General features: G+C 60.2%; 13 protein-coding genes. 4 read left to right on the top strand and 9 right to left on the bottom strand.

Annotated features, from left to right (window positions below; genetic code table 11):
* Nucleotides 1-70 precede the first annotated feature (70 nt).
* The gene (locus OYW20_RS11615; RefSeq protein ID WP_268800812.1) at nt 71-631 is read left to right on the top strand and encodes a tat (twin-arginine translocation) pathway signal sequence; all 561 of its coding nucleotides are present in this window, start codon (nt 71-73) and stop codon (nt 629-631) included.
* A gap of 11 nt (nt 632-642) precedes the next feature.
* The gene (locus OYW20_RS11620; protein WP_268800813.1) at nt 643-2,211 is read left to right on the top strand and encodes a GMC family oxidoreductase; all 1,569 of its coding nucleotides are present in this window, start codon (nt 643-645) and stop codon (nt 2,209-2,211) included.
* Here OYW20_RS11620 and OYW20_RS11625 read toward each other — a convergent pair.
* Nucleotides 2,197-3,111 (bottom strand): LysR family transcriptional regulator, encoded by a 915-nt coding sequence (locus OYW20_RS11625; RefSeq protein ID WP_268800814.1) that lies wholly within the window; start codon nt 3,109-3,111, stop codon nt 2,197-2,199. The genes OYW20_RS11620 and OYW20_RS11625 overlap by 15 nt on opposite strands.
* Nucleotides 3,112-3,234: 123 nt before the next feature.
* On the opposite strand from OYW20_RS11625, the gene OYW20_RS11630 reads away from it, so the two are divergent.
* The gene (locus OYW20_RS11630) at nt 3,235-3,993 is read left to right on the top strand and encodes an SDR family NAD(P)-dependent oxidoreductase (RefSeq protein ID WP_268800816.1); all 759 of its coding nucleotides are present in this window, start codon (nt 3,235-3,237) and stop codon (nt 3,991-3,993) included.
* Between the two features lie 106 nt (nt 3,994-4,099).
* On the opposite strand, the gene OYW20_RS11635 is transcribed toward OYW20_RS11630, so the two are convergent.
* The 8 genes from OYW20_RS11635 to OYW20_RS11670 all read right to left on the bottom strand — a co-directional run bounded on the left by OYW20_RS11635 (nt 4,100) and on the right by OYW20_RS11670 (nt 12,115).
* A complete protein-coding gene (locus tag OYW20_RS11635; protein WP_268800817.1) occupies nt 4,100-5,029 on the bottom strand; it encodes an AEC family transporter in 930 nt (309 codons plus the stop codon).
* Nucleotides 5,030-5,198: 169 nt separating this feature from the next.
* Nucleotides 5,199-5,504: an RcnB family protein gene (locus OYW20_RS11640; protein WP_268800818.1), complete on the bottom strand. Its 306-nt coding sequence runs from the start codon at nt 5,502-5,504 to the stop codon at nt 5,199-5,201.
* A gap of 68 nt (nt 5,505-5,572) precedes the next feature.
* Nucleotides 5,573-5,899 carry an RcnB family protein gene (locus OYW20_RS11645; RefSeq protein WP_268800819.1) on the bottom strand — a complete coding sequence of 109 codons (327 nt, stop codon included), beginning with the start codon at nt 5,897-5,899 and terminating at the stop codon, nt 5,573-5,575.
* Between the two features lie 316 nt (nt 5,900-6,215).
* Nucleotides 6,216-6,824 (bottom strand): FMN-dependent NADH-azoreductase, encoded by a 609-nt coding sequence (locus tag OYW20_RS11650; protein WP_268800820.1) that lies wholly within the window; start codon nt 6,822-6,824, stop codon nt 6,216-6,218.
* 116 nt (nt 6,825-6,940) lie between these two features.
* A complete protein-coding gene (locus tag OYW20_RS11655; RefSeq protein ID WP_268800821.1) occupies nt 6,941-8,041 on the bottom strand; it encodes an SMP-30/gluconolactonase/LRE family protein in 1,101 nt (366 codons plus the stop codon).
* Nucleotides 8,042-8,375: 334 nt separating this feature from the next.
* The gene (locus tag OYW20_RS11660) at nt 8,376-9,602 is read right to left on the bottom strand and encodes a c-type cytochrome (protein ID WP_268800822.1); all 1,227 of its coding nucleotides are present in this window, start codon (nt 9,600-9,602) and stop codon (nt 8,376-8,378) included.
* A complete protein-coding gene (locus tag OYW20_RS11665; RefSeq protein ID WP_268800823.1) occupies nt 9,599-11,362 on the bottom strand; it encodes a GMC family oxidoreductase in 1,764 nt (587 codons plus the stop codon). The genes OYW20_RS11660 and OYW20_RS11665 overlap by 4 nt, the downstream gene beginning before the upstream one ends.
* Before the next feature lie 6 nt (nt 11,363-11,368).
* Nucleotides 11,369-12,115 (bottom strand): gluconate 2-dehydrogenase subunit 3 family protein, encoded by a 747-nt coding sequence (locus OYW20_RS11670; protein WP_268800824.1) that lies wholly within the window; start codon nt 12,113-12,115, stop codon nt 11,369-11,371.
* Nucleotides 12,116-12,770: 655 nt separating this feature from the next.
* Between OYW20_RS11670 and mrdA the strand changes: the two genes are divergently transcribed.
* Nucleotides 12,771-14,705: a penicillin-binding protein 2 gene (mrdA, locus tag OYW20_RS11675; RefSeq protein ID WP_268800825.1), complete on the top strand. Its 1,935-nt coding sequence runs from the start codon at nt 12,771-12,773 to the stop codon at nt 14,703-14,705.
* Nucleotides 14,706-14,713: the final 8 nt, after the last annotated feature.

Genomic DNA, 14,713 nt, shown 5'->3' on the forward strand with positions numbered 1-14,713 from the left:
ATCCCGCCAAACCCCTACTAGTATCAAGGCAGCAGATGACCCTACAAAAAAAATAACAAGGACAAACGCCATGACTGACCTGAAGCTTGATCGACGTCGTTTTCTGCAGGGAAGCGGCGGCTTGCTGCTCGGCACCCTGTTGTTTGGCTCCGGCCCAATCGCGTTGTTCGCCCCCAGCCAGACGTGGGCGCTGGAGATGAGCACCCTCGACAGCGACACCGGAAGCCGCCTGCTGCTGGTGATTCGACGCATTTTTCCTCACGACACCATGGAAGACGCGGTCTACGCGTTCTCTGTCAAAGCGCTGGATGAGCGCGCCTCCCAGGACCCCAGCGTTGCCGCCATGCTCAAGCAAGGCATTGCCGACCTCGATCAGCGTGCCGGTGGCGCGTGGGCGTCGCTGCCGGAGGACAAACAGGTAGATATCCTCAAAGACGTGCAAACCAGTGATTTCTTCAGCCTGGTGCGCGGCGTTTCCGTCAATACGCTGTACAGCAACGAACTGGCCTACAAGCACTTTGGCTACGAAGGCGCCTCCTTTCCCAAAGGCGGTTATCTGATGCGCGGTTTCAACGACCTGAAATGGTTGCCGAACCCGCCGCTCGATGCCAGTCCGAACCCATTTGCCTGAGGAGCGCCAGCATGACGACTTACACGTTTGACGACGATTCAGTGGTGGTGATCATTGGCTCCGGAGCCGGTGGCGGGACGTTGGCCAACGAACTGTGCCAAAAAGGTGTGCCGGTGGTGCTCCTCGAAGCCGGTGCACGTCAATCGACGGCCACGTTCATCAACGATGAGTGGCCGTCGTTTTCGCAATTATCCTGGGGCGACACACGCACCACCTCCGGCTCGTGGCGGGTGGCCAAAGACTTTCCCAACCTGCCGGCGTGGATCTGCAAAACGGTGGGTGGCACCACAACACACTGGGCGGGCGCGAGCCTGCGGTTTCAGGAGCATGAGTTCAAGGCGCTGGAAACCTATGGCGCCGTCAAAGGGGCCAATCTGCTCGACTGGCCGGTAACGCTGGCCGAAATGGAGCCGTACTACGGCCGTGCCGAAGACAAGATGGGCGTGACGCGCACCGGCGACATCTCCGGGCTGCCTGGCAACAACAACTTCAAAGTGATGTACAACGGCGCGCAAAAGCTTGGCTACAAGGAGTGTTCGACCGGTCACATGGCGATCAATAGTGCGCCGCGCGCCGGGCGTGCGCCGTGTCAGCAACTGGGCTTCTGCTTTCAGGGCTGCAAGATGGGGGCGAAGTGGTCAACGCTGTACACCGAGATCCCGGCCGCCGAGGCCACCGGCAAGCTTGATTTGCGCCCCGGCTCTCAGGTGATCCGCATCGAGCACGATGACAAGGGCCGCGCCAGTGCCGTGGTCTATGCCGATTCGGCAGGCGTGATGCAGCGCCAGAAAGCCCGTGTGGTGGCGGTAGCCGGCAACTCCATAGAAACGCCGCGCCTGCTGCTCAATTCTTCGAGCTCAATGTTCCCTCATGGGCTGGGTAACGGCGCCGGTATGGTCGGTAAATACTACATGCGTCACACCACCGGCAGCGTTTTTGCCGAATTCAAGGAACCGGTGCATTTTTATCGCGGCACTATCATGGCCGGGATCATTCGCGACGAGGCGTACCACAAGCCCGAGCGTGGTTTTGTCGGCGGTTACGAGCTGGAAACGGTCTCGCTCGGGCCGTCGTTCATGGCGGCGTTCTTCAATCCGGGTGCGTGGGGGCGAGAGTTCACCAGCGCGATGGATCAGTACACCAACATGGCCGGCCTGTGGATCGTCGGTGAGGACATGCCCCAGGAGAGCAACCGCGTGACGCTCAATGATGCAGTCAAGGACCGCTTCGGCATGCCGGTGGCCAACGTGCATTACGATGACCACCCCAACGACCTGGCCATGCGCGAGCATGCGTTTTCTCAGGGAGAAAAGCTGTACTCCTCGGTCGGCGCGCTGAAGGTGCATCGTGTGCCGCCGTATCCTTCGACCCACAACCTGGGCACCTGCCGTATGAGCGCCAAGGCTCAGGACGGGGTATGCAACGCTCACGGCCAGAGCCATGAGGTGCCCAACCTGTTTATTTCGGACGGCAGCCAGTTCACCACCAGCGCAGGGGAGAACCCGACCCTCACCATCGTCACGCTGGCGATCCGGCAAGCGGAGTTCATTGCCGATGGGTTGAACTCAAAGGCCATCTGACCGGGCGGCGCCATGTTCGCGCAGCAGCGCTTCCATCCACTGCATGAACGCCCGGCAACGGGCGGGCAGGTGACGACGATGGGCGTACAGCAAGGACACCGGCATCGGGGAGGGCAGGTAGTCGGGGAGGACTTCGATCAGTTCGCCGGTGTCGATGAATGATTGCAGGGAGATGATCGGCGCCTGAATGATCCCCAGTCCACCCAGGCAACCGGCCTCGTAGGCTTCGCCGTTGTTGACGGTGACGCTGCAGGGCATTTTGACCCGGTGATACTCGCCATCGCGGTGGTACTCGAACGCCGGGGTGGCACCGAAATTGGAGACGTAATGCACCAGCCGGTGCTGTTGCAGGTCCGCCAGCGTTCGCGGCACGCCATGCCGTGACGCGTAGTCAGCGCTGACGACGTTGCTCAACCGAAAGTCGCCAACGTAGCGCGCCACCAGGCTGGTATCGGCCAGTTCTCCTGCGCGCATCACGCAATCGAAACCTTCACGCACCAGATCAACGCGGCGGTCTGTGCTACTGATCTCAAGGTCGATCAGTGGATAACGGGTGATGAATTCGCCAATTCTGGGCATGACGAGTTTGCGGGCGATGGCAGTGGGCATGTCGACCCTCAACCGGCCACTGAGCGCTGCATCGTCGTTGCGAAACAGGCTCTCCAGCTCGTCCATCTGCGCAAGCAGATCCTTGCTGCGCTCGTACAGCACCTGGCCGTCGGGCGTCGTCTGCACTTTGCGGGTGGTGCGTTGCAGCAGACGGGTGTCGAGCAGCGCCTCCAGCAACCGAACGTTTTCCGACACCGTAGAGCGCGGCAGGCCCAGTGTTTCGCTGGCTTGAGTAAAGCTCGACAGCTCGGCGACGCGGATGAAGGTCTTCAACAGCTCCAGTTTGTTCATTCGGTCAGCCTTTATATTGTTCGCTCTGAGCGATCAGTAAGTTCGTACTCAGGGCATTTATCGAACGCACGGCGAACAATAAGCTTTCCCTCATTCACTGAACAGCCACTTGAGGAATCAGCCATGAGCAACAGGATCGCAATCATCACCGGTGCCAGCCGCGGTCTGGGCAAAAGCGCCGCGTTGCACCTCGCGGCCCAGGGTGTCGACATCATCGGCACTTACCACAGCAATGCCCAGGAAGCTCAAAACGTGCGCGGCCAGATTGAAGCGCTGGGTGCGCGGGCGACGATGCTGCAACTGGATGTCGGTATCAGCAGCAGCTTCGACGGCTTCGCTGAGCAAGTGGCAGCCTCGTTGAACGCTGATTTTGGGGCACAGCGTTTCGATTTTCTGGTGAACAACGCGGGCGTCGGCGCACACGCCAGTTTTGCCGACACCAGCGAGGCGCTGTTCGATCAGCTACTGAACGTGCATTTCAAGGGGACGTTTTTCCTGACCCAGACGCTGTTGCCACTGATTGGCGACGGCGGGCGAATCATCAACATCAGCAGCGGGTTGACGCGTTTCTCACCAGTGGGCTACGCCGCATATGCCTCAATGAAAGGCGCAGTTGAGGTCTGGACGCGTTATCTGGCGCAGGAGCTTGGCCCGCGCGGCATCAACGTCAACACCTTGGCCCCCGGTGCCATCGCGACCGACTTCGGCGGCGGTGCAGTGCGCGATAACCAGGCGGTCAACGACTGGGTCGCATCCAATACGGCAATGGGCCGCGCGGGGCAACCGGACGACATCGGCGCAGCAGTGGCCATGCTGTTGGGCGAAGGTGGCCGCTGGATTACTGGGCAGCGGATCGAGGCGTCGGGCGGGATGTTCGTTTAGGCAGCGAACCTCTGCAGGCGCGAATTCATTCGCGTGGCGTCGGTATTGGTTCAACCCATGACGCCGCCTCGCCAACAAGTTTGCTCCTACAGACTCGTGCCGTTACTCAGCCCTTGATGTAATAAATGCAAAGCGACAACGTCACCAACGACCCCAGCGTCGAGATCAGGATCGTGCTGGACACCACCGACGCCTCGCGCTTGTAGTATTCGGCGAGCATGAACGGGCCGGTGCCGGTGGGCAGGGCGCTCAGCAGCAACGCCGAGCCGGCCCAGAGTGGCGGCAGTTGAAACACCCGATAGGCCAGAAACCAGGTCAGCAGGGGATGTGCGATCAGCTTGATCAGTACCAAAAGGCTCGTGCCCTGGCGCGGGCCTTGCTGTTTATGGGCAAGGAACAAGCCCAGTGAAATCAGCGCGCACGGTGTGGTCGCAGCGCCCAGCAGGTGCAAGAACTTGTCCAGCGCCCCCGGCAGCGGCGCACCGGTCGACGCCCAGCACGCGCCGAGAATGGGCGACACCACCAGTGGGTTTTTTGCCAGTGCAGCCAGCACTTTCAGGACGATACGGTGTACGCGCCTTTCGCTCTGCAAGCCAATTTCGATGCACACCAGCGCCAGCCCGAACAGCACGCAGACCACCAGCAGAGATGCAATCAGCGCAGGCTCCAGACCGCCTTCGCCCAACACCATCACGCACAACGGAATGCCGATGTAGCCGGTGTTGGCATAAGAGGCGCTAAGCGCGTCGATACTGGCATCGGCAAAATGTCCGGCCTTCTTCTTGCGCATGATCAGCGTGATCACGAACATTGCCAGCGTGCTCAGGGTAAACACCGCCACGAAGCCCGGATGCCAGATTTGTTCCCAGGTGGCGGTGGCGGTCGCCGTAAACAACAGGGCCGGCAAGCACAGCCAGACCACCATCCGGTTGATCTCCGACGCGGCATTCGGGCCGAGGCGGCCAGTGCGGCGACACACATAGCCCACCAGGATCAAGGCAAAGATCGGTAACAGCACATTCAGGACGGAGGACATCGGGCCTCGGCTCATGGGTATCGAACAGGCGGGCAAGGGTAGAGTTGGAAGCCGTCAGCGTCCAACCTTTCTTGTGTTGTGGCTCAGGTTTCATCCGCCGTGTTGACGGCAATCCAAAGGCAAAAAAAATGCCCGGCAAATTCCAGGCATTTGTATGTTCGGGTGACGATTACTTGGTCATGGGGGCCATGTCGAGAATCTTGCCGGTGTCCATGTCCACCAGCACGTATCGGTCGCTGATCGTGACCCATTGGCTGCCTTCTTTCGGCGCGTGCAGGCCCTTGTCTTTCCAGTCCTTGATGCCGACGCGCTCGTCTTGATAGAGCTTGTGCGCGGTGTCGCCGACCTTGTACTGCTCATTGGTGTGTTCGGCCTGAACGCTTTTAGTCGCCGGTGTCTGCGCTTGCACCACCAGCGCTGTGCTGGTCAGGCAGGTCAACACTGCCATGCTCGCCAATAGGGATTTGAACGTCATGGTGCCTTCCTCTTTTTATGCGTGGGGTGCGAAGTCTGGGCAACGTCTGCGGTCAGGCAGGCGTTGGATTACTTCTTGACCGGGGCCGGTTTCTTCATCGGCTGAATATCGGTGATCTGGCCGTTGGTTGTCTGCACCTGCACATATTTATTGTGGATTAACACCCACTGACTTTGTTCGGCTGGAGCGGGCAGGCCCTTGGCTTTCCAGTCTTTGATAGCGGCGCCAGGGCGCTGGAATTTCTCGGGTGCGCGGTCGCCTTTTTCCAGCTCGCGCATGTTGTCCTTGGATTGCTGGACGGTTGGCTCTGGCGCCTCTGCCGCTTGCACCGAAAGGCTGGTGACAGCAACGCAGCCGAGGATTGCCATGCTGGCGATGAGCGATTTGTTATTCATATGAAGCTCCTGATCCAGCGCGTAATGCGCTGTTCACTACTTCCGACCGCTGGCGGGGCAAATCATTCAGTCAGTCTGAGGTAGCCGGTTTCACGAAGGCTGCGATGCGGTATGCCTGAAACTCCGCAATCGCGGCCTCGCCTTGGCTCGTCAGACTCCTACAGTCACCGGGTTGATTCTGACTATGAAGGTTGATTCTGGCGCTGTGGGAGGGAGCTTGCTCGCGATGCTGTTGCTGGCGCGCGGGAGATGTGTTGGCTGACGGGTCACATCGCGAGCAAGCTCTCCCCGACGGATGCGCGTGATTGTCCGTTGATTAAATCTCGGCTGCGAGTTTGACCGCTGCTGCGATGGCCGTTTTGCGTGATTCAGCGTCAACGTCGGGGCCCATGAGGGTTTTCTCGACGACGATGTTGTACTGCTCGTCGATCCCGACCATCCCGCTCCAGGTAGTCATGAACGACACCTGATGCTCGGCGCGATCCAGCGGCGCACCGCGGGCGGCGATGACCACCACTTTGCGTCCGTCGAGCAAACCGTTGAGGCCGCGCTCGTCGAAGCTGAACAACAGGTCTTTCTGGCTGACGACGTCGATCAAATGCTTGAGCTTGTAAGGGATTCCGAAGTTCCACATCGGCACGCCGAAGACAATCACATCGGCCTTGGTGAAACGTCCGGCCAGCTCGACGATCTGCGCCCAGGCTTCTTTCTGTTCGGGCGTGCGTTCGATGCCCTGGATGCCGGCGTATTTGGCGTCCAGCGTTGCGCCGTCAAACTCGGGCAGCGTGGTGTTCCAGACGTCGAGCGTGTCAACGGTGGCGATCGCGTGTTGGGCTTTCCAGGCGTCGATGAACGCGTGCGCGACTTCAATGGACGCGGAGCGCTGTTTGCGTGGCGAGCTTTCAACGTAGAGCAGGTGCGGCATGATGAAGTCCTTCTGCAGGCGATGTCGGAAGCGTCAGTCATAGCAGAAAGTTTTGCCGCAAGCACCGGTTGGATGAGGCGACTCGTCGGGCCGCTGCACCGGTCGAGCCGCTCTGTTCAGGCGAACGTGGCGCCGCGTGTATTGACGAAAAGCGAGTACACCGAATGACTGCTGGCCATGAACAACCGGTTGCCTTCACGCCCGCCAAAGCACAGATTCGGGCAGCGTTCAGGCAATGAAATATGGCCGATGGCTTTGCCTTGAGGGTTGAAAACGCGCACACCGTCGAGCTTTTCGAGATCGGCTTTCGGGTCGCCATTGCCGCCCCAACCGCACCATACATTGCCGGCTTCGTCGCACTTGATGCCGTCCAGTGCCGCGTAATCCAGCCCTTCGATGTGCTTGCGTCTGGCGCCCAGGCTGCCGTCGTCATTCACCGTGATCGCCCAGACCAGTCGATTCGGTTTTGCCCGGCCTTCCACCACGTACAGGGTTTTCTCGTCCGGTGAGAAGCACAAGCCGTTAGGTCCGTTGAGGTCATCGATCACCCGTGTGACCGCGCCGCTCTCACCATCAATGCGATACACCGCGTGGGGCTGGGTGGGCGTGATTTCGTGGCCTTCGTAGTTGTTGCCGGTCTGGAACGGCGGGTCGGTGAACCAGATTGACCCGTCGCGCTTGCAGATCACGTCATTGGGCGAGTTGAAGGGCTTGCCCTCGTAACTGTCGGCCAGCACGGTAATCGTCCCATTAGGTTCGGTACGCGTGATGCGGCGGCCTTCGGAGGTGGTGGTCGAGCCCTCGCAGACGATCAACCGGCCTTGGCGATCCCGACACATGCCGTTGGAGAAGTTCGAGTTTTCCCGGTACACGGAGAACGTGCCGGTGATTTCGTCCCAGCGCATGATGCGGTTATTGGGAATGTCGCTGAGCAGCAAGTAACGACCATCGCCGATCCACACCGGGCCTTCTGCCCAGCGCATGCCGGTGGCGAGTTTTTCGACGCCGGCGTTGAAGATTCTCAGGTCCATGAAGCTGTCATCGAGAATCTGCACGAGCGGATCGGGATAACGTTGACTCAAGGGCTCGGCGGCATTGACCAGACGGGGGAGGGAGAGACCGCCCACAGTGGCGAGGGTGGCAGAAACGGCGAGGGAGGTTTTCAGGAAATTGCGGCGACTGGCGCCTGGGAGAGGCTCAAGTAGCAAGGAATCCATCGAGGGATCTCCGTTGATTATTGTTTTGATCGCGCGACAGTAATACCTTCTGATAAGACATCGTACAAGTACGGATTTCCCACGCGTCCGGGGGGCGAACCCCGGGGATGCTTCTGCCCGGAGGGCGTAGGAGCGTGGCTTGCCCGCGATCTGCCGGGCACCGGCAGCAAATTCGGCAACTGTGCTCTGCCTGACACCGCGTCGAATGGTTTCACTGCCGGTGCCCGGCAGATCGTCGGCAAGCCGGACGCCTACGCCTTCGGCAGAAGCGGCAAAAAAATGCCCGGTTCCATTGCTGGAACCGGGCATCTTTTCGCACTCACACCGCTACCGCTTATTTAGCCCGCAGATGCTCGCGCACATCCTTCACATCACTGCTGGACACGCCAGGCGCTGCGTTGCCCCAGGTATTGCGCACGTAGGTCAGCACGTCGGCGACGTTCTCGTCAGACAGGTTCCAGCCAAAAGCCGGCATTGCCGGAGCCGTCGGGGCAGCGTCCGTTGCGCCTGCGCGGCTGCCCGCCACCACCACGCGGATCATCGACGACGCATCGTGACTGTTGATCAGCGGCGCCATGGCGAGTTTTGGAAACAGACCTTCAACGCCTTCGCCGTTGGGCGTATGGCACGCCGAGCAGCGGTCGGCGTAGATCGCCTTGCCCGCGACCATGGCCGGATCGTTGGCGGCCAATGGCTTGGGCGCATCTGCGGGCTTGGCGCCGTCCTTGAGGTACACCGCGACCGCCATCAAGTCCTCGTCTTTCCAGTGCTGCGACGAGTGCTCGACTTCCTCGGCCATCGGCCCCGAGGCCACGTCGAAACGGTTAGCGCCGGTCTTCAGGTACTTGACGATGTCGCCTTCGGTCCACGCGCCAATGCCGTCGTGGGATCGGGCCGTAATGTTCGGCGCGACCCAGCCTTGCAGATTGGCACCGCCCAGGAACTGATCGTTCTTGTCGCCACCGGTCAGCCCTTTGGGCGTGTGGCAGGTGCCGCAGTGCCCCAGACCCTCAACCAGATACGCGCCACGATTCCATTGCTGCGACTTGTCGGGGTGCGGTTTGAATTCGCCTTGGGTGAAGTTCAGCAGGTTCCAGCCGAGCAGGCTGGTGCGCACGTTGAACGGGAAGGGCAACTGGTTGGTTTCAACCTTGTTGTCCACCGCATCCACCGTTTGCAGATAGGCGAAAATCGCTTGATTGTCCTCACGTCGCACCTTGGTGTAAGCCGTATACGGCATCGCGCCATAGAGCAACTTGCCGTCCAGACCGTGCCCTTTGGACATGGCGTTCTGGAAGTCCTCGGCAGTCCAGCGACCGATTCCGGTCACCGGGTCAGGCGTGATGTTGGCGCCTGCCAGCTTGCCGAACGGCGTATCGAGGATCACACCGCCCGAAAACAGCGGCTTGCCGGGCAAGGTATGGCACGCCGTGCAGTCGCCCAGCGTCGTCAGGTAACGACCTTTTTCCACCAGGTTGTAGGAGTCGGCGCCGGTTGCGGCGTGCGCCATGTTCAGCGACAGCCCGATAACGCCCGCGCATACAGTCAGAAGCGTCTTCATACGCTGATCATCTCCCCTGGACGCTTTAGGTAGCGGGTGCGAATCGCGTCGGCCGCCTTGAATGCCAATGCCGCCACGGTGCCGGTCGGGTTGTAGCCGGGGTTCTGCGGGAAGGCCGAGGAGCCGACCACGAACAGGTTCGGCACGCCCCAGACTTGCAGGTGCTTGTTCACCGAACTGGTCTTGGGGTCTGCGCCCATGATGAAACCGCCCACGATGTGCGAGGACTGATACGGCGCGCTGTTCCAGTGGCCCGTCTGAGCGCTGGGGACCATTTGCCGAGGGTTCATGCTCTTGGCGATTTCACCGACCTTGGACGTCACGTAGGCGGCCATCTTGCGGTCGTTCTCCGGGAAATCGAAGGTGATGCGCAGCAGCGGTCGTCCCAGCGGATCCTTGTAGGTTGGATCCAGCGACAGGTAGTTGGTGCGTGTCGAGTAGCTGCTGGCTTCGCAACCGATCGACATCGTGCTGGCGTAGTTGTCGACGGTGGCTTTCTTCCAGGCCGACCCCCAGGCCGGTGTGCCCGGTGGGACAGGACGCGCGTCAATCGGTGCCGCGCCAATCGGTGTCACACGGGTGCTGCCACCGCCCACGAACCCCAGACCTGAGTGGTCGAAGTTGTCGTTGTTGAACTCGTCGATGCCCATGCCAATGGCGCCGCCACCGATGAATGGGTTGAAGTTCTTGTCGTCGAAAAACATCTTCACGCTGTTGGCCGTCTGGTACGCATAGTTGCGGCCCGTAGTGCCAGTATTCGTCACCGGATCGTACGGCTGGCCCACGCCGGACAGCAGCATCAGGCGCACGTTTTCGAAGATGAACGCGCTGATCACCACCAGGTCGGCCGGCTGCTCGTATTCATCACCGTTGCTGTCCATGTAGACGATGCCGGTGGCCTTGGAGCCGGTGTTGTCCATCACCACGCGAATCACTTCGCAGTTGGTTTTGGCGGTGAAGTTGGGCTTGCGAATCAGTACCGGCAAAACGGTGGTGATGGCGCTGGCCTTGGAATAGTTGGCGCAGCCGTAGTTGGTGCAGAAACCACAGAAGGTGCAGGCGCCCATTTTCACGCCCAGGGAGTTGGTGTAAGCGCGGGATACCAGCGCCGACGGCACCGGGAACGGCTTGTAACCAAGGTTTTTCGCGGCTTCGGCAAACAGCGTCGGCGCATAGGTCTGGGCGGTTGGCGGGTTGGGGTATTCCTCGGAACGCGCGCCCTCGAAGGTGTTGCCGCCTTCCTGGATCACGCCCTTGATGTTGCCGGCCTTGCCCGACACACCGGCCAGCTTGTCGAACTTGGTGTAGTGCGGCTCCATTTCTTCCCAGGTCGTGCCCCAGTCCTGCAGCGTCAATTCGGGGGACAATTCCTTGCCGTAGCGCTCGCTCAAATAACTGTGCAGACGGAACTCATTGGGCTGAAAGCGAAAGGAAATCCCGGCCCAGTGATTACCGGCGCCACCTGTACCGTTGCCAGGGTGAAACGAGCCCCATGTGCGCATCGGCAGTGCGGTTTCGGTCACGCTGTTGCGCATGGTCGTGGTGTTCTGTTTTGTGCGCAGCATCAGTTCCTGACGACGCGAGTAGCGCAGTTCGTCAGTGGCGGAAGCAAGGTTGAAATCGGTGGCGGTGTCGCGCCAGGGGCCGCGTTCAAAGCCGATGACCTTCAAGCCTTCGTCGGCGAGTTCATTGGCGATGATCGATCCGGCCCAGCCGAGCCCGACAACCACGACGTCCGTGGAGGGTAGTTTTTTGGCCATGTGGAATTAACCCTTCTTGTTCCAGGCGGAGCTGCCGATGATGTAAAGCGGCACGAGGTCGAGCTTCTGGTTATGCAGCGCGATGTAGTCGCGGTAGTCATACCGGGCACCCGGGAAACCGATCATTTTCCAGGAGACCATCTCGCGATTGCCGCCGTAGATCGGGTCGGCAAAGAAGCCTTCCATCGTGTTGGAAAGCACTTGCTGGAAGAACAGCTTGGCGTCGATGCCCTCCAGCGCGATATCGCCTTTTTCAAGGCCGGTCAGCACCGTGTCCTGCTCTTCGGGGCTCAGGGCGTTGAAGGCTTTCTGGAAGGTTTTTTGGGTGTACGTGGCCAGGCCTGCAAGGCCCAGTCGGTAGCGCTCGCGCGGCACCAGCGGCGATTGATCGCCTTGCATCTGCGTGCCAGCGGCGAAGGGGCCTTGCATGTACAAGCGGTCAAACGTGCCGTACTCGCCTGCCAGTTGCCGGTCGATGAACACCGCGCAACCCGCGTCCTTGCCACTGACGCTCAGGTCGTCGGCTGGGATCAGCCGCGCAACGATGGCCTCGACGGCGCTCGCTTCATCGGCCGTGAAAAACTGCCACCCCGGCGTCTCATAGTGCATCGGGCCGTTGTGGTCGAAGGGCACCCAGTCAGGGACGCTGGTCAGGGTCGCGGCCTTGGCGGTCGCGGCGCCCACAACGGCGAGGGACGTTGCGGAAGACACCAGCAACTGCCTGCGAGTGAGGCCTTTGGGTTTATCGGTCATTCAGGGCTCCTGCGAGCGCGCGCTTCCACGGGCCATAGGCATAGCCACCCGTTTACAGGTTGCGTCATCGCGGTTATTTCACGGTTGTGTGCTCGACAGCTAAACAGGGCGAGCGAATCCATTTCAGGCGGGGTGTGACATTGGGTCTCTGGCGAACCAGCAGGAGGAGGGCGCACGCTGGGCGGGAGCTTTCCTTGGCCTTGATCATCTTTTCCACGCGTCGGGCAATGATAGATGTGTTGCTAACGATTGCAGTGTACGGATTTAGTAATTCACTGTTGCAGATCAGACAACAGTGGCATTTTCTCGCTGATTGCCATTCGGCCCGGCGCTGGTTGCAAGAGGTCCGAAGATGTCCATACCCAGGCCTTGTATGTCGGATGCTGCTTAATGTTTAAGTCGGTGTTATCACTGAGATGCATGTTGCGGCATGTTTTTTATGGCTAATTGCCTGGTGATTGTACTGATTTCAAGCAACAAAAAAATCACTGTCCTTTTGCGTTCAACCCAGCGAGCAGGGCTTACCTGACAGGATTTTCATGAAGATGGCGCCATTGGCACGGCTGGATCTTGGTATCTTGCACGCCATTTATTCCCTCTGATCTTCACTGGCCGCTCTCCTGCGCCGCTCAAATGTCACCGAGAAGCTGTAGAAATGCCCGATCCCATACCGTTGAAGGACCACGAAAAAGAAACCCGGCTGGTCAACAAGCGGTTGATCGCTTGCGCTCTGTTCGTGGCGATACTCAGCGCGGCACTGGTCTGCCGGATGTACGTCCTTCAAGTTACCGAATTCGCTTATCACTCGACCATTTCTGAAAACAACCGCGTGCACGTGCTGCCCATTCCTCCAGAGCGCGGGCTGATTTACGACCGAAACGGCGTCATCCTCGCCGATAACCGCCCCAGTTTTAACCTGACCATGACCCGCGAGCGCGCGGGCGACTGGCATGAAGTCATCGACACCCTGATGGGCATTCTCAAGCTGCCGGACGAGGACCGCATCGTCTTCGACAAGGCGATGAAAAACTCCCCCCATCGCTTTGTGCCGGTCACGTTGCTGTATGAACTGACCGAGGAGCAGATTGCCTTGCTGGCGGTTAACCAGTTCCGCTTGCCGGGCCTGGACGTCGAGGCGCAGTTTGTCCGCCATTACCCGCTGGGCGTGCATTTTGCGCACTCCATCGGTTACGTGGGCCGGATCAACGAGAAAGAATCCAACCAACTGGATCAGGTGGAATACCGGGGCACGCAGTCCATCGGCAAGACCGGTATCGAGCGCTTTTACGAGAATGAACTGCACGGCCATGTCGGCTACGAAGAGGTCGAGACCAACGCTCAGGGTCGTGTGCTGCGGGTGCTCAAGCACACCGATCCGGTGGCTGGCAAAAACATTGTGCTGAGCCTGGACATCAAGTTGCAGGAAGCCGCCGAGGAAGCGCTGGGGGACCGTCGCGGTTCAGTGGTGGCGCTCGACCCTGAAACCGGTGAAGTGCTGGCAATGGTCAGCAAGCCGAGTTTCGACCCGAACCTGTTCGTCACCGGCATCAGCTTCAAGGAATACTCGGCGTTGCGCGACTCGGTCGACCGCCCACTGTTCAACCGGGTGCTGCGCGGTCTTTATGCACCGGGCTCGACCATCAAGCCGGAAGTGGCGATTGCCGGGCTCGACAGCGGGGTGGTCACGCCATCCACACGGGTGTTCGACCCCGGGTATTTCCAGTTGCCGGATTTCGATCATAAATACCGTAACTGGAACCACAGCGGCGATGGCTGGGTGGATCTGAACGCGGCGATCATGCGGTCCAACGACACCTATTTTTATGACCTGGCACACAAGCTGGGCATCGACCGCATGCACGATTACCTGACCATGTTCGGCATCGGCCAGAAGGTGTCGCTGGACATGTTCGAAGAGTCAGCGGGCCTGATGCCGTCCAAGGAATGGAAGCGCGCGACCCGCCGTCAGGCCTGGTTCCCCGGCGAAACCGTGATCCTCGGTATTGGCCAGGGTTATATGCAGGTCACGCCGCTTCAACTGGCGCAGGCTACGTCGTTGATCGCCAGCAAAGGCGTGTGGAATCGCCCGCACCTGGCGAGGACTGTTGGCGGCGTCGCGCCACTGGATGAACACCCGATGCCCAACATCGTGCTGCACGACCCCCGCGAGTGGGATCAGGTCAACAACGGCATGCAGTCAGTGATGCATGATCCGCGAGGCATTGCCCGCGCCGCCGCACAGGGCGCGCAATACCGCATTGCCGGCAAGAGCGGCACCGCGCAAGTGGTCGCGATCAAGCAGGGCGAACGCTACAACCGCGACAAGACACTGGAACGTCACCGCGACAACGCCCTGTTCGTGGGCTTCGCGCCGGCAGCGCACCCGAAAATCGTGGTGTCGGTGATGATCGAAAACGGCGAGGCGGGCGGTCGTGTGGCTGGGCCGGTGGTGCGGCAGATCCTCGATGCCTGGTTACTGGATGCCGATGGTCATCTCAAACAGCAATACGCGACGCCCGACAGCCCGCCAGTCAATCCGAAGCAGCAGTTCGCGACACCGGTGAAGGCGGCCGGCGACCCGCACGTATAGCGCAGGTA

It is taken from the genome of Pseudomonas sp. BSw22131 (assembly GCF_026810445.1).
Classification (GTDB): domain Bacteria; phylum Pseudomonadota; class Gammaproteobacteria; order Pseudomonadales; family Pseudomonadaceae; genus Aquipseudomonas; species Aquipseudomonas huanghezhanensis.